The following is a 14,533-nucleotide window of genomic DNA, read 5'->3' as shown; positions in this document are numbered from 1 at the left end:
CGGGAAAAAATGTTACAGACGTGACCAGGCCGCGGCTTTCTGGAACAGCGCGTCATCCGGGCGAATCCCGGTATAAAGGACAAATTGCTCCACGGCCTGAATAGCAAACACTTCGGAACCGGTAATCACGGTTTTACCGCATTCACGGGCGTAGCGGATTAGCGGCGTGACGGGCGGTAGCGCCACCACATCAAAGATAACGCTCGCCTTATCCACTTCTTGTTCGGAATAAGAGAGTTTGTCGGCATCATTACCGCCAGCCATTCCGATAGGCGTGGCGTTAATTAACAAATCGGCTTCAATACCGTCGGTATCCGGGCGCCATTCATAGCCATAGAGTTCGGCCAGTTGTTTACCTGACGCTTCATCAATCGCGACAATATAACCACGGGTAAACCCCGCGTCCTTCAGCGCGCAGGCCACCGCCTTTGCCATACCACCGCTGCCACGCAAAGCAAACACCAGGTCGGGAGAGACCTTGTAATTCGCCAGCAAGCGAGCTATTGCAATGTAATCGGTGTTGTACGCCTTCAGATGGCCATTGGTATTCACAATGGTATTAACTGAGTGAATGGCCTGAGCGGAAGCATCCAGTTCATCCACCAGCGGAATGCAGGCTTCCTTAAATGGCATAGAGATCGCGCACCCACGGATCCCCAGACCGCGCACGCCGCTAATGGCCTGCGTAAGATCGGTCGGCGAAAAGGCTTTGTAGAGATAATTGAGATCCAGCGCTTCGTACAGATAGTTGTGAAAGCGTGTACCGAAGTTACTCGGGCGTGCCGCCAGGGACATGCAGACCTGAGTATCTTTATTAATGCGCTTTGTCATGATGAATCCTCATAGAAGTTGCGATAGAGAAAATCATCGGCTAAAAAGGGGATATTAAAAATTGCTCATTCCCGTTCGGGAAATTTCACCTTTTATGGCAACCCGGCACACTGAACAAAAATACTTAAAGCTACTCCAGCACTATGGCGACAAGCCCGTTAGCGTGACGCTACAGGAGCTGGCGGATGTGTTGTTCTGCACCCGGCGACATATGCGTAATCTGTTGCTTCAGATGCAGGAGGCAAAGTGGCTCATCTGGCAATCACAGGCCGGACGTGGGCATCGCGCCCGGCTTCACCTGCGCTATAAACCAGAACAGCTGTTAAGCGAAAAGGCGGAGCAGTTGCTGGAGTCTGGTCATGTTGATCAGGCCATTCAACTGCTGGGTAAAAATAAGCACCAGGTGGCGCAACTGCTGCGTTCAAAGCTGGGCTATAGCGTGCGGGCAGACTATCAGCGGCTGTGCATCCCCTATTACCGGACAATGCCGTCGCTGTGCCCCGGCATACCGTTGCGTCGCTCTGAGCAGCATCTGGTCAGGCAGATTTTTAGCGGCCTGACGCGCATAAATGAGGAAAAAGGTGAAGTCGAAGCCGATCTTGCCCACCACTGGCGGCAGATTGATCCACTGCGCTGGCGTTTTTATCTGCGCCCCGCCGTCCTCTGGCATGATGGTCAGGAGCTGACGATCGACGCGGTTATCGCTTCACTGACCCGCAGCGCTAAGCTGCCGTTGTTCTCGCACTTGCAGACCATTCAGGCCACCGGGCCGCTGAGCCTTGAAATTACGCTGGCGCACCCGGATAACCGACTGCCGCTACTGCTCAGCCATATTGATGCCATGATCCTACCGCCTGACCATACACAACGCGCTGATTTCCCGGCACATCCTGTGGGGACTGGCCCTTATGAGGTGGTGGAAAACAATGGCTTTCATCTGCAAATGAAGGCCTTTGACCACTATTTCGGTCTGCGCGGGCTGCTGGATGAAGTGGAGGTCTTTATCTGGCCGAATTTAACGGAGACAGACAATCTGGCGGAATCGCTGTCGGATAACGACACGGCAGCCTGGCTCAGCTCCAGCCTGAGCGATGAGGATTACGTTTCCGGACGGCTTAGCCAGGTATCAGGCAAACCTTCTGACAACCTGCGCGAGATGTTTCTCGAGCGTGGAGGATATTTTTTATTATGCGACAGCCGCTCCCCGCACTGGCATACCGCCGAACATCGCCGCTGGCTGCGGGAAACACTCAGCCCTTACGCCTTACTCCAGCATCTGAGTGAGGCAATTCGCCCCTTCTGGGTACCGGGCGGCAGCCTGCTGTCCTCCTGGTTTCATACTATTGAGGCGGGCCCGGCCTGTTCACCTTTTATCTCGTCGTCGCTCTACGCAAAACTGCGTCTGGCCTATCACGATCAGCACCCTGAATTTCCAATGCTTCTGGATATCATGCAAAAGATCATGCGCCAGCAGGGCATTTTACTTGAGGGCGTTGCACTGAATTATGATGACTGGGCAAGCGGCAAGGCCGAGGTTGATCTCTGGCTGGGGACAGTTAATTTCCCCATTCCCGAAGAGTGGAACGTCGGTACATGGCTGCTGGGCTCCCCTTTACTGCGCCACGCCATCAGCGGTGGGGATGATGCGCTGCTGGCCCAATGGGAAACCCAGTGGCATGCCGAAACAATCAGCGCGGAACAACTGGTCAGGGAAACCACCCGTTCAGGCTGGCTACAACCGCTTTTTCACCACTGGATGCGACTCAAAGGCCCCGACCGGGCCAGGGGGATCCACCTGAATAACCTGGGGTGGTTTGATTTCCGATCCACCTGGATTGAGCCAGGGCCTTAAAGAAGAGAATGTGACCGGGTGCCCGTAGCGCAGGCAGGCGTAGCACCTCTTAGTCGCTCTTCAGCCACCATAGAGAAAGAACAGCGCCTGTCACGGCGCACAAAAAAAGGCCGTCTATCGACGGCCTTCTGCTTGGTACTACATTTGTACTTACTCTACGGTAACCGATTTCGCCAGGTTACGCGGCTGGTCAACGTCGGTGCCTTTAATCAGCGCCACGTGATACGCCAGCAGTTGCAGCGGAACGGTGTAGAAGATAGGCGCAATGACCTCTTCCACATGCGGCATCTCAATGATGTGCATGTTGTCACTGCTGACGAAACCCGCATCCTGATCGGCGAAGACGTACAACTGACCGCCACGCGCGCGAACTTCTTCGATGTTGGATTTCAGTTTCTCCAACAGTTCGTTGTTCGGCGCCACCACAATCACCGGCATATCGGCGTCAATCAGCGCCAACGGCCCGTGTTTCAGCTCGCCTGCAGCATAGGCTTCCGCGTGAATGTAAGAGATCTCTTTCAGCTTCAGCGCGCCTTCGAGCGCAATCGGATATTGATCGCCACGACCGAGGAATAGCGCGTGATGCTTGTCGGAGAAATCTTCCGCCAGGGCTTCTATACGTTTGTCCTGCGATAGCATCTGCTCAATACGGCTCGGCAGCGCCTGTAGGCCATGAACGATATCATGCTCAATGGACGCATCCAGACCTTTCAGACGCGCCAGTTTCGCCACCAGCATCAACAACACGGTTAACTGGGTGGTAAAGGCTTTGGTAGATGCTACGCCAATTTCCGTACCCGCGTTGGTCATCAGCGCCAGATCGGATTCACGCACCAGCGAAGATCCCGGCACGTTACAAATGGCCAGAGAGCCCAAATATCCCAGCTCTTTCGACAGACGCAGGCCAGCCAGGGTATCTGCGGTTTCGCCAGACTGTGACAGGGTAATCATCAGGCTGTTACGACGCACTGCAGATTTGCGATAGCGGAATTCAGAGGCGATTTCAACGTCGCACGGAATACCTGCCAGCGATTCAAACCAGTAACGGGAAACCATACCGGAGTTGTAAGACGTACCGCAGGCGAGGATCTGAATATGCTCAACCTTCGACAGCAGTTCATCGGCGTTCGGTCCCAGCTCGCTTAAATCCACCTGACCGTGGCTGATGCGCCCGGTAAGGGTGTTTTTAATCGCGTTCGGCTGTTCGTAGATCTCTTTCTGCATGTAGTGGCGGTAAATACCTTTATCGCCCGCGTCATATTGCAGATTGGATTCGATATCCTGACGTTTTACTTCCGCGCCGGTGTTATCGAAGATATTTACCGAACGGCGAGTGATTTCAGCGATATCGCCCTCTTCAAGGAAGATAAAGCGACGAGTCACTGGCAACAGCGCCAGTTGGTCAGAAGCGATAAAGTTTTCGCCCATACCCAGGCCAATCACCAGCGGGCTACCAGAACGTGCCGCCAGTAGGGTATCCGGGTGACGGGTATCCATGATCACTGTACCGTACGCACCACGCAGTTGCGGGATAGCACGCAGAACAGCCTCACGCAGAGTACCGCCCTGTTTCAGTTCCCAGTTTACCAGGTGTGCAATCACTTCGGTGTCGGTTTCAGAAACGAAGGTATAGCCACGCGCTTTTAACGCTTCACGCAGCGGTTCATGGTTTTCGATGATGCCGTTATGCACCACCACAATGTGTTCAGAAACATGCGGATGCGCGTTAGCTTCTGAAGGTTCACCGTGCGTCGCCCAACGCGTGTGAGCAATACCGGTGCCGCCATGCAGAGGATGTTCTTCCGCTGCCTGAGCCAGCATCTGGACTTTACCGAGGCGACGCAGACGGGTCATATGACCTTCTGCATCAACCACGGCCAGACCGGCAGAGTCATATCCGCGGTATTCCAGACGACGTAAACCTTCGAGAAGGATTTCAGCTACATCACGCTGCGCGATAGCGCCAACAATTCCACACATAGTTTTATTTCCTGATTATGGCATTACGCCATGCGTTGTCGCTGACCTGTATGCCCGTCGTTGCGGGCGCCCCGAGCCTTGTAGAGAGTGGGGTTATTTTTATAAGTACTGCTCATGGAGCGGAGGATTATTTTATCCTCTCATCTCCGGTCTGCCGGATGGCGCTGACGCTTATCCGGCCTACAAAATCACTTTTTCTTCACCGGACGCTGCCAGCCTTGCTTATGCACCTGCGGCACGCGGCTTAATACCAGCTCATTGTCGGCTACATTACGGGTGACGGTAGTCCCTGCGGCGATGGTAGCCCCTTTACCAACAGTAACCGGCGCCACCAGTTGGGTATCGGAGCCGACAAACACATCGTCGCCAATAACCGTTTTGAATTTGTTCGCGCCATCATAGTTACAGGTGATGGTCCCCGCGCCGATATTCACGTTGTCGCCAATTTCCGCATCGCCCAGATAGGTCAGATGACCGGCTTTAGAACCTTTACCCAGACGCGCTTTTTTCATCTCAACAAAATTGCCGACGTGAGCGCCCGCTAACAGCTCCGCGCCTGGACGCAGGCGAGCAAACGGACCGATGGTGCAGGCCGCTTCCAGATGCGCATCTTCCACCACGCTGTATGGGCTAATTTCGCAGTCATCGCCAATAACGCTGTTTTTAATAATGCAGCCCGCGCCGATCTTCACGCGGTGACCGAGCGTCACGTTACCTTCGATGATAACGTTAGCGTCAATTTCCACATCACGCCCGTGAGCCAGATTACCGCGCAGATCAAAACGAGCCGGATCGCGCAACATAACGCCGGATAACAGCAGTTTCTCCGCCTGTTCGGCCTGGTAAATACGCTCCAGACGAGAAAGCTGTAGACGGTTATTCACGCCGTCCGTTTCGCTGATGCGAGCCGGATGCACCGCGGCGATTTCCCGTCCTTCCTGATAAGCCAGCGCGATGATATCTGTGATGTAATATTCACCCTGCGCATTATTGTTAGTCAGCTTAGACAACCAGCGTTTCAGGTCCGCGCCGTTGGCGATCAGAATACCGGTGTTAATTTCCTGGATCTGACGCTGTTCATCAGTGGCGTCTTTATGTTCAACGATGCCGGTCACTTTACCGTTTTCACGCGTAATACGGCCATAGCCGCTCGGATCGTCCAGCTTCACGGTTAATAACCCAATACCACCCTGCGGTTTGGCATCGCGCAGGCGCTGTAAGGTTTCAACCGAAATCAGCGGCACGTCGCCGTAAAGCATTAAAATATCTTCATCGTCGCTAAAGAAGGGCGCGGCCTGCTGCATTGCGTGACCTGTTCCCAACTGTTCCGCCTGAAGCACCCAGTTCAGCTTGTCATCTTTCAGGGTCTGTTTTAACAACTCGCCACCGTGGCCATAGACCAGATGAACCTGTGCGGCCCCTAATTTAGTAGCTGCATCAATGACATGCTGCACCATGGATTTACCCGCCAGCGTGTGCAGCACTTTAGGAATATCGGAATACATGCGCGTGCCTTTACCTGCGGCAAGGATCACTACGCTCATAGCACTATTTAACATACGCGTCCTGACTGTAATTTGAGAACGAATTTATACTGTTTCACGTTGAAAATACTACATTTTTTTCATCGTAAAATGGAAGAAGGATAAAACGCTCACCGGGATAACATCCCCGCCTGCTAATGAATCATTTTCGTTCATTACCGCGCCTCTTGTCTCCTGAAAAGTAAAAACACCCGCGTATTGGCAACGTAGTCCGATGTTTTTGCTGTTTTTTTACTCCATAAATAAAGAAGATAACGTAATAAAGCGCAGGGGAGTCAGAAAAGCAAAAACCAGCGACAGAGGCCGCTGGTTTTCCGTTGCGCGTATTTTTTACTTAATTACGCGACATAAAAATCCGCAAAATATACCAGAACATGGTTGCGATAGAAGCAAACAGATGTAATGCCGCGCCAGCAGGGCGATCGGTAGGGTAATGGTGAATAATGTTAGAAGTGTCGTAAAGTATAAACCCCGCGCACAGCAGTACCATTAGCGCAGAAAACCAGACGCCCAGCGAGAAGCCGCAGATGACGCTGGCAATAATCGCGCCAAAAGCAATGAACCCAGCCATAGTCAGAAACGAGCGCAGAAAAGAAAAGTCTTTTTTTATGGAAAAAGCGGTAAACGTCAGGCCGCCGACCAGCAACAGAGTCGTTATTGCCGCCGCGCCAATGCTCGACGGGTTAATATACGCCGCCACCGTTAACAGGGGGGCAAAAATCAGGGATTCTGCCAACACATAAATCCCCAGCCCGATAAGTTGCGTTTGATTAGTCCCCGTATTATCCGCCAGACGGGTCGCCAGCATTCCCACCAGCATAAAAGCGCCGAGAACAACCAACCAGCTATATCTTCCACCAGCCAGCAGCACATCAAGCGCATACTCCCCGACCCCTATAAAACTCCACGCCGCGCTCAATACGATAAAACCGACGATGGCGACGGCGAGATGAAGATAAGCGCGACGAATAAAGGTAGTACGATCAATCCTTGAGTCGGGTTGTGGACCCGCAAAGGATGGCTGAAATGACATAGTAATAATCCCTCATTTTATGCAATAAAAACGCATCCATTCCTTCCTTCTTCGCACAATGTGCAGATGCTAATGACAGAAAGAAGGATTTAATGAAAACAGCGCTGTCGCTGAAAACGCGTCGCCTTCAGCCGCTTGTTTTTGTCGTTGCTAGTTTATCGAATAAAAATTGAGAGGATAAAAAAAAACCAGTCCGCAATCAGACTGGTTTTATGCTTTCAAGCCGGTGTTACATCGCTTTTTTGGTCAACTCGATAACGCGCAGTTTAGCGATCGCTTTGGCCAGTTCCGCAGACGCCTGAGCGTAATCCACGTCACCGTGCGAGCTCTTAATGTGCTCTTCGGCTTTACGCTTCGCTTCCAGGGCTCGCGCTTCGTCGAGATCCTGACCGCGAATCGCGGTATCCGCCAGAACGGTCACGCTGCCAGGCTGCACTTCCAGAATGCCGCCGGACAGATAGATAAACTCTTCATGACCGTGCTGCTTAACGATGCGAATCATACCAGGCTTAATGGCGGTGAGCAGCGGCGCGTGCCCCGGGTAAATCCCCAGTTCGCCTTCGCTACCCGTAACCTGGATTTTCTCGACCAGACCGGAGAACATTTGTTGCTCCGCGCTGACGACATCCAGGTGGTAAGTCATTGCCATATCACCCTCCGATTAAGGCGTTAAAGTTTTTTGGCTTTTTCCACGGCTTCGTCGATGGAACCGACCATGTAGAACGCCTGCTCCGGCAGGTGATCGTATTCGCCTTCCATGATGCCTTTAAAGCCACGGATGGTGTCTTTCAGGGAAACGTATTTGCCCGGAGAACCGGTAAATACTTCCGCCACGAAGAACGGCTGGGACAGGAAGCGCTGAATTTTACGCGCGCGTGCTACCACCAGTTTATCTTCTTCAGACAGTTCATCCATACCGAGGATGGCGATGATGTCTTTCAGTTCCTGATAACGCTGCAGGATGGACTGAACGCCACGCGCGGTGTCGTAGTGTTCCTGACCAACAACCAGCGGATCCAGCTGACGGCTGGTGGAGTCCAGCGGGTCAACGGCCGGGTAGATACCCAGGGATGCGATCTGACGGCTCAGTACCACGGTTGCATCTAAGTGCGCAAAGGTGGTGGCTGGAGACGGGTCAGTCAAGTCATCCGCCGGTACGTATACCGCCTGTACGGAGGTGATAGAACCGGTTTTGGTGGAGGTGATACGTTCCTGCAGAACGCCCATCTCTTCCGCCAGAGTCGGCTGATAACCTACTGCGGAAGGCATACGGCCCAGCAGTGCGGATACTTCCGTACCGGCCAGGGTGTAACGATAGATGTTATCGACGAACAGCAGTACGTCACGACCTTCGTCACGGAATTTCTCCGCCATGGTCAGGCCGGTCAGTGCAACGCGCAGACGGTTTCCCGGCGGCTCGTTCATCTGGCCATACACCAGGGATACTTTATCGATAACGTTGGAGTCGGTCATTTCGTGGTAGAAGTCGTTACCCTCACGAGTACGTTCACCTACGCCCGCAAACACTGAGTAACCGGAGTGCTCGATCGCGATGTTACGAATAAGCTCCATCATGTTTACGGTTTTACCTACACCCGCACCACCGAACAGACCGACTTTACCGCCCTTCGCGAACGGACACATCAGGTCGATAACTTTGATACCGGTTTCCAGCAGTTCCTGAGAGTTTGACAACTCTTCGTAGGAAGGCGCTGCGCGGTGAATCGCCCAACGTTCTTCTTCGCCGATCTCGCCTTTCATGTCGACCGGTTCGCCCAGGACGTTCATGATACGACCCAGCGTGGCTTTACCTACCGGGACTTCGATCGGGTGTTCGAGATCTTTTACATCCAGACCGCGACGCAGACCGTCAGAAGACCCCATCGCGATGGTACGCACAATACCGCCGCCAAGCTGCTGCTGAACTTCCAGCACCAGCTTCTCATTACCATTCTGCACCTCAAGGGCATCGTACACGCGTGGTACGGCATCCTGAGGGAACTCGACGTCGACCACGGCGCCGATTACCTGGACAATCTTTCCAGTAGCCATCTTAAATCCTCTACGAAATAACCTGGTTAAACCGCGGCGGCCCCCGAGACGATCTCGGTGAGTTCCTGAGTAATGCTGGCCTGACGAGCTTTGTTGTATACCAACTGCAGCTCTTTAATCAGGCTGCCGCCATTATCGGTTGCGGCTTTCATCGCCACCATTCGTGCGGCCTGCTCGCTGGCCAGGTTTTCTACCACGCCCTGATAAACCTGAGACTCCACATAACGACGCAGGAGAGTATCCAGCAGCGCTTTCGGGTCTGGTTCATACAGGTAATCCCAGGCTTTACGCTTCAGATCATCATCTTCTGACGCCGGCAGCGGCAGCAGTTGAGTGATCGTCGGCACCTGAGACATGGTGTTAATAAATTTGTTGCTGACAATGTAAAGCTTGTCCAGACGGCCTTCGTCGTAGGCCTGCAACATCACTTTAACCGGACCGATCAGTTCGGACAGAGAAGGGTTATCCCCCATACCTGTCACCTGAGCGACAACGTTGCCGCCTACGGAATTAAAGAATGACACGCCCTTAGAGCCGATCATTGCGAGTTCGCACTGAACGCCTTTATCGGACCATGCCTTCATATCCGCCAGCAGCTTTTTGAACAGGTTAATGTTCAAGCCACCGCACAAACCACGGTCGGTCGACACTACCAGGTAGCCCACGCGTTTAACGTCGCGCTCTTCCAGGTAGGGGTGCTTATATTCCAGATTACCGTTCGCAAGGTGACCAATCACTTTGCGCATGGTCTCTGCATAAGGACGGCTGGCCGCCATGCGATCCTGCGATTTACGCATTTTGGAAGCGGCGACCATCTCCATCGCTTTAGTGATCTTCTGCGTGTTCTGGACGCTTGCGATCTTACTACGTATCTCTTTTGCGCCGGCCATGAGCTTCTCCTCAATGCCTTACGGCCTGCCCTAAGGCAAGCCGCCAGACGTTACCAGGACTGGGTTGCTTTGAAGGAATCGAGGATGCCTTTCAGCTTGCCTTCGATTTCGTCGTTATAGCCACCGGACTGGTTGATCTCTTGCATCAGCGGAGCGTGATCACGGTCGACGTAAGCCAGCAGTGCGGCTTCGAAGCTACCGATTTTCGCCAGTTCGACATCCGCCAGATAACCACGTTCTGCTGCGAACAGAACCAGAGACTGCTGCGCGACGGACATCGGCGCATACTGTTTCTGTTTCAGCAGTTCGGTCACTTTCTGACCGTGGTCAAGCTGTTTACGGGTGGCATCGTCAAGGTCGGATGCAAACTGAGAGAACGCCGCCAGTTCACGATACTGCGCCAGCGCGGTACGAATACCACCGGACAGTTTTTTCATGATCTTGGTCTGGGCTGCGCCACCTACACGGGATACCGAGATACCCGGGTTAACCGCAGGACGAATACCGGCGTTAAACAGGTTAGATTCCAGGAAGATCTGACCATCGGTAATGGAAATTACGTTGGTCGGAACGAACGCGGAAACGTCACCTGCCTGCGTTTCGATAATCGGCAGCGCGGTCAGAGAGCCGGTTTTCCCTTTCACTTCACCTTTGGTGAAGGCTTCGACGTAGTCGGCGTTAACACGCGCAGCACGCTCCAGCAGACGAGAGTGGAGGTAGAATACGTCGCCCGGGAATGCTTCACGTCCTGGCGGACGACGGAGCAGCAGGGAGATCTGACGGTAAGCAACAGCCTGTTTAGACAGGTCATCGTAAATGATCAGCGCATCTTCGCCGCGGTCACGGAAGTATTCGCCCATTGCGCAACCGGCATACGGCGCCAGATACTGCAGCGCAGCGGATTCGGACGCGGTAGCCACCACAACAATGGTGTTAGCCAGCGCGCCGTGTTCTTCCAGTTTACGCACCACGTTAGAGATGGTGGACGCTTTCTGGCCGATAGCGACATAGATACATTTGATGCCGGAGTCGCGCTGGTTGATGATGGCGTCGATAGCCAGCGCGGTTTTACCGGTCTGACGGTCACCGATGATCAGTTCACGCTGACCACGACCGATTGGGATCATGGAGTCAACGGCTTTATAACCGGTCTGCACCGGCTGATCGACAGACTGACGATCGATAACGCCCGGCGCAATCGCTTCAACGGCAGAGAAGCCGTCATTATCAACCGGACCTTTACCGTCGATTGGCGCACCCAGGGTGTTTACCACACGTCCCAGCAGGCCGCGGCCAACCGGAACTTCCAGGATACGGCCCGTACATTTAACCTTCATGCCTTCGGCAAGGTCAGCGTATGGACCCATGACTACCGCACCCACGGAGTCGCGCTCCAGGTTCAGTGCGATAGCGTAACGGTTACCCGGCAGGGAGATCATTTCACCCTGCATACAATCGGCCAGGCCGTGAATGCGGATAACACCGTCACTGACAGAAACAATAGTACCTTCGTTGTGAGCTTCGCTCACCACATTGAACTGAGCAATGCGCTGCTTGATCAGTTCGCTGATTTCGGTGGAATTCAGTTGCATGCTCCAGTCCCCTTAAGACTGCAAGACGTCTGCAAGGCGCTCAAGACGGCCGCGTACGCTGCCATCAATGACCATATCACCCGCCCGGATGATAACGCCTGCCATTACAGACTTATCGATTTTGCAATTCAGCTTCACTTTGCGTGACAGACGTTTTTCCATCGCGGCGCTGATTTTCGAAAGCTGCTCTTCACTCAATGCGGTTGCCGACGTAACTTCTACCTCGGAGGTAGCTTCACTGGCGGCACGCAGATGAATAAACTGCTCCAGAACATCCGGGAGCGCGTTCAGACGATTATTTTCAGCCATCACCCGAATCAGGTTCTGACCGTTTTCGTCTAACTGCTCACCGCAGACTGCGATAAACGACTCAGCGAGCGTTTCCGGCGCCAGCGCGCCAGAGAGAAGCTCTGCCATTTGTTCGTTCTTGGTTACCTCGGCGGCAAACGCCAGCATATCCTGCCAGCGCTCTACACTTTGGTGTTCAACGGCAAAGTCAAAAGCTGCTTTGGCGTAGGGGCGAGCTACCGTAACAAATTCAGACATCAGCCCCTCCCTCCTTACAGTTCAGCGACAAGTTTATCCACGATGTCGCTGTTAGCAGCTTCATCCACGGAACGTTCGATGATCTTCTCGGCGCCAGCAACAGCCAGGATAGCAACTTGCTTACGCAGCTCTTCACGGGCGCGTTTACGCTCGGCTTCAATTTCCGCCTGCGCCTGCGCCACGATTTTAGTACGTTCCTGCTCTGCTTCAGTTTTGGCTTCGTCCAGGATCTGAGCGCGGCGTTTGTTTGCCTGCTCGATGATTACCTGAGCTTCCGCTTTCGCTTTTTTCAGCTGGTCGGTCGCGCTGGCCTTTGCAAGGTCAAGATCCTTATGTGCTCGTTCAGCAGAAGCGAGACCGTCAGCAATTTCTTTCTGACGTTTCTCGATGGCTGCCATTAACGGCGGCCATACGTACTTCATGCAAAACCAGACAAAGAGAATAAACGCGATGGCCTGGCCGAGGATTGTTGCGTTAAGATTCACAGCACAATGCCTCTATCTAGTTAACCTTCTGATATTGCTCTTAATTCAAGCAACGCTTACTACGCGACAGCGAACATCACGTACAGACCCAGACCTACAGCGATCATCGGGATAGCATCCACCAGACCCATAACGATAAAGAACTGAGTACGCAGCAGAGGAATCAGATCAGGTTGACGCGCCGCGCCTTCCAGGAATTTACCCCCGAGGATGCCGATACCGATCGCAGCACCGATTGCCGCCAGACCCATCATCACAGCGGCAGCCATGTACAGCAGATCCATATTCAGGTTTTCCATGACAGTCTCCAGTTTGTTTCAGTTAAAACGTAGTAGTGTTGGTAAATTAATGCTCTTCGGACGCCATCGACAGATAGACAATCGTCAGAACCATGAAAATGAAGGCTTGCAGCGTAATAATCAGGATGTGGAAAATGGCCCACGGCACATTCAGAATCCACTGTGACCACCACGGCAACAGACCAGCAATCAGAATGAAAATCAGCTCACCGGCATACATGTTGCCGAACAGTCGCAGACCGAGAGAAACCGGTTTGGACAGCAGACTTACCCCTTCAAGGATTAAGTTGACAGGAATGAACGCCCAGTGATTGAACGGCTGCAGCGTCAACTCTTTAGCGAAGCCGCCGATGCCTTTCATTTTGATGCTGTAGAACAGAATAAGGATGAATACGCCCAGCGCCATCGACAGGGTGATGTTGACGTCAGCAGACGGCACCACGCGCGTTGCCGGCAGACCCAGCCAATGCTCAGCGATATACGGCAGCAGGTCGATAGGCAGTAAGTCCATCAGGTTCATAAGGAATACCCAGACGAAAATCGTCAGGGCCAGCGGCGCAATCAGCTTGCTTTTGCCATGGTACATGTCTTTGACGCTGCCATGCACAAAGCCGACTATCAGCTCAATCGCGGTCTGAAACTTGCCTGGCACGCCGCTGGTCGCTTTTTTAGCAACGCTACGGAACATCACCAGAAACAACAGACCCAGCACCACCGAGAAGAACATGGAGTCAATATTGAGCGTCCAGAAGGTGGCTGGGGGGTTCTGCGGATCCACCAGCGAGAAAGTACGCAGGTCCAGCTGAAGGTTATTCAGATGGTGTCCTATGTATTCCTGCGGCGTCATATTTTCTGAAGCCATGATGCCTTTTACCCTTTGTTGTTAATTACAGCCGGCGCCAGTATCTGAACCACCAGCACCAAAACCCACGTAACGATCAGCGGCAAAAACACCGCCTTTAAAACCGCCAACGCCACCACCAGTAAAACCAGCATCGCTAACACCTTGAAGGCTTCACCGAAGGCGAAAGTCCAGGACACGCGGCCCTTAGCAGGTGTATGCGCCTGGTGACGCCAGGCAAATATCATAAACAACATATTAGGCAGTGCCACTGCCAATCCCCCACATACTGCGGAGATGCCCCAGAAGGGGTCTTTGAGGCAAAACAGCAATCCACTTGCTATTACCGCCAGAAACTGAATGAACAGAAGCTTACGAGCAACGTTTCGACTCACGAGCGACACAGACATCACGTTTTTACTCCTGCTCACTTCGAGGTATGCCGCGTGTCGTATAAAACGTTCTTTAAGACTTAGAGTCAAGCATCAAAAAGCGGTCAAATTATACGGTGCGCACCCGTGATTTCAAACAATAAGTAGCCAAAAGGTGAATAAATGTTTAAATATTTTTCTCTGGCCCGCATTTTTA

The 14,533-nt window shown here is 53.1% G+C and carries 14 protein-coding genes; 1 reads left to right on the top strand and 13 read right to left on the bottom strand.

Features of this window, described 5'->3' with window-relative positions:
- Positions 1-12: 12 nt before the first annotated feature.
- On the bottom strand, positions 13-831 hold the full coding sequence (locus ACLD3P_RS19650) for a shikimate 5-dehydrogenase (protein WP_000166707.1): 819 nt from the start codon (positions 829-831) through the stop codon (positions 13-15).
- Positions 832-925: 94 nt separating this feature from the next.
- On the opposite strand from ACLD3P_RS19650, the gene ACLD3P_RS19645 reads away from it, so the two are divergent.
- Positions 926-2,683 (top strand): SgrR family transcriptional regulator, encoded by a 1,758-nt coding sequence (locus tag ACLD3P_RS19645; RefSeq protein ID WP_411006634.1) that lies wholly within the window; start codon positions 926-928, stop codon positions 2,681-2,683.
- A gap of 150 nt (positions 2,684-2,833) precedes the next feature.
- On the opposite strand, the gene glmS is transcribed toward ACLD3P_RS19645, so the two are convergent.
- From glmS to atpI, 12 genes are all read right to left on the bottom strand, one after another.
- The gene (glmS, locus tag ACLD3P_RS19640) at positions 2,834-4,663 is read right to left on the bottom strand and encodes a glutamine--fructose-6-phosphate transaminase (isomerizing) (protein WP_000334059.1); all 1,830 of its coding nucleotides are present in this window, start codon (positions 4,661-4,663) and stop codon (positions 2,834-2,836) included.
- Positions 4,664-4,851: 188 nt separating this feature from the next.
- A complete protein-coding gene (glmU, locus tag ACLD3P_RS19635; protein WP_079944695.1) occupies positions 4,852-6,222 on the bottom strand; it encodes a bifunctional UDP-N-acetylglucosamine diphosphorylase/glucosamine-1-phosphate N-acetyltransferase GlmU in 1,371 nt (456 codons plus the stop codon).
- Between the two features lie 319 nt (positions 6,223-6,541).
- Positions 6,542-7,240, bottom strand: coding sequence for a Bax inhibitor-1 family protein (locus ACLD3P_RS19630; protein WP_001528291.1), 699 nt, complete (start codon positions 7,238-7,240; stop codon positions 6,542-6,544).
- 229 nt (positions 7,241-7,469) lie between these two features.
- Positions 7,470-7,889, bottom strand: a complete 420-nt coding sequence (locus tag ACLD3P_RS19625) for a F0F1 ATP synthase subunit epsilon (protein ID WP_001251971.1) — start codon at positions 7,887-7,889, stop codon at positions 7,470-7,472.
- 20 nt (positions 7,890-7,909) lie between these two features.
- Complete coding sequence (gene atpD / locus ACLD3P_RS19620) at positions 7,910-9,292, bottom strand: F0F1 ATP synthase subunit beta (RefSeq protein WP_000190499.1); 1,383 nt, start codon at positions 9,290-9,292, stop codon at positions 7,910-7,912.
- A 26-nt stretch (positions 9,293-9,318) separates the two neighbouring features.
- Entirely contained in the window at positions 9,319-10,182 is an 864-nt protein-coding gene (gene atpG, locus ACLD3P_RS19615; RefSeq protein ID WP_000896506.1) for a F0F1 ATP synthase subunit gamma, read from the bottom strand.
- 50 nt (positions 10,183-10,232) lie between these two features.
- Positions 10,233-11,774 (bottom strand): F0F1 ATP synthase subunit alpha, encoded by a 1,542-nt coding sequence (gene atpA / locus ACLD3P_RS19610; protein ID WP_001176751.1) that lies wholly within the window; start codon positions 11,772-11,774, stop codon positions 10,233-10,235.
- A 12-nt stretch (positions 11,775-11,786) separates the two neighbouring features.
- On the bottom strand, positions 11,787-12,320 hold the full coding sequence (gene atpH, locus ACLD3P_RS19605) for a F0F1 ATP synthase subunit delta (protein WP_001288957.1): 534 nt from the start codon (positions 12,318-12,320) through the stop codon (positions 11,787-11,789).
- Positions 12,321-12,334: 14 nt separating this feature from the next.
- Positions 12,335-12,805, bottom strand: coding sequence for a F0F1 ATP synthase subunit B (atpF, locus tag ACLD3P_RS19600; RefSeq protein WP_001052212.1), 471 nt, complete (start codon positions 12,803-12,805; stop codon positions 12,335-12,337).
- 59 nt (positions 12,806-12,864) lie between these two features.
- Positions 12,865-13,104 (bottom strand): F0F1 ATP synthase subunit C, encoded by a 240-nt coding sequence (atpE, locus tag ACLD3P_RS19595; RefSeq protein WP_000429386.1) that lies wholly within the window; start codon positions 13,102-13,104, stop codon positions 12,865-12,867.
- Between the two features lie 46 nt (positions 13,105-13,150).
- On the bottom strand, positions 13,151-13,966 hold the full coding sequence (atpB, locus tag ACLD3P_RS19590) for a F0F1 ATP synthase subunit A (protein ID WP_000135632.1): 816 nt from the start codon (positions 13,964-13,966) through the stop codon (positions 13,151-13,153).
- 8 nt (positions 13,967-13,974) lie between these two features.
- The gene (atpI, locus tag ACLD3P_RS19585) at positions 13,975-14,355 is read right to left on the bottom strand and encodes a F0F1 ATP synthase subunit I (RefSeq protein WP_000116685.1); all 381 of its coding nucleotides are present in this window, start codon (positions 14,353-14,355) and stop codon (positions 13,975-13,977) included.
- Positions 14,356-14,533 lie beyond the last annotated feature (178 nt).

The organism is Salmonella sp. 741265073_HBA, from assembly GCF_046569105.1.
GTDB lineage: Bacteria > Pseudomonadota > Gammaproteobacteria > Enterobacterales > Enterobacteriaceae > Salmonella > Salmonella enterica.
This window is presented reverse-complemented; position numbering and strand designations above follow the sequence as displayed.

Coding starts and splice junctions, on each gene's coding strand:
- atpH (WP_001288957.1), bottom strand. CDS start 12,320: ATGTCTGAATTTGTTACGGTAGCTCGCCCCTACGCCAAAGCAGCTTTT.
- ACLD3P_RS19630 (WP_001528291.1), bottom strand. CDS start 7,240: ATGTCATTTCAGCCATCCTTTGCGGGTCCACAACCCGACTCAAGGATT.
- ACLD3P_RS19625 (WP_001251971.1), bottom strand. CDS start 7,889: ATGGCAATGACTTACCACCTGGATGTCGTCAGCGCGGAGCAACAAATG.
- glmS (WP_000334059.1), bottom strand. CDS start 4,663: ATGTGTGGAATTGTTGGCGCTATCGCGCAGCGTGATGTAGCTGAAATC.
- atpG (WP_000896506.1), bottom strand. CDS start 10,182: ATGGCCGGCGCAAAAGAGATACGTAGTAAGATCGCAAGCGTCCAGAAC.
- ACLD3P_RS19645 (WP_411006634.1), top strand. CDS start 926: ATGGCAACCCGGCACACTGAACAAAAATACTTAAAGCTACTCCAGCAC.
- glmU (WP_079944695.1), bottom strand. CDS start 6,222: ATGTTAAATAGTGCTATGAGCGTAGTGATCCTTGCCGCAGGTAAAGGC.
- ACLD3P_RS19650 (WP_000166707.1), bottom strand. CDS start 831: ATGACAAAGCGCATTAATAAAGATACTCAGGTCTGCATGTCCCTGGCG.
- atpB (WP_000135632.1), bottom strand. CDS start 13,966: ATGGCTTCAGAAAATATGACGCCGCAGGAATACATAGGACACCATCTG.
- atpE (WP_000429386.1), bottom strand. CDS start 13,104: ATGGAAAACCTGAATATGGATCTGCTGTACATGGCTGCCGCTGTGATG.
- atpD (WP_000190499.1), bottom strand. CDS start 9,292: ATGGCTACTGGAAAGATTGTCCAGGTAATCGGCGCCGTGGTCGACGTC.
- atpI (WP_000116685.1), bottom strand. CDS start 14,355: ATGTCTGTGTCGCTCGTGAGTCGAAACGTTGCTCGTAAGCTTCTGTTC.
- atpA (WP_001176751.1), bottom strand. CDS start 11,774: ATGCAACTGAATTCCACCGAAATCAGCGAACTGATCAAGCAGCGCATT.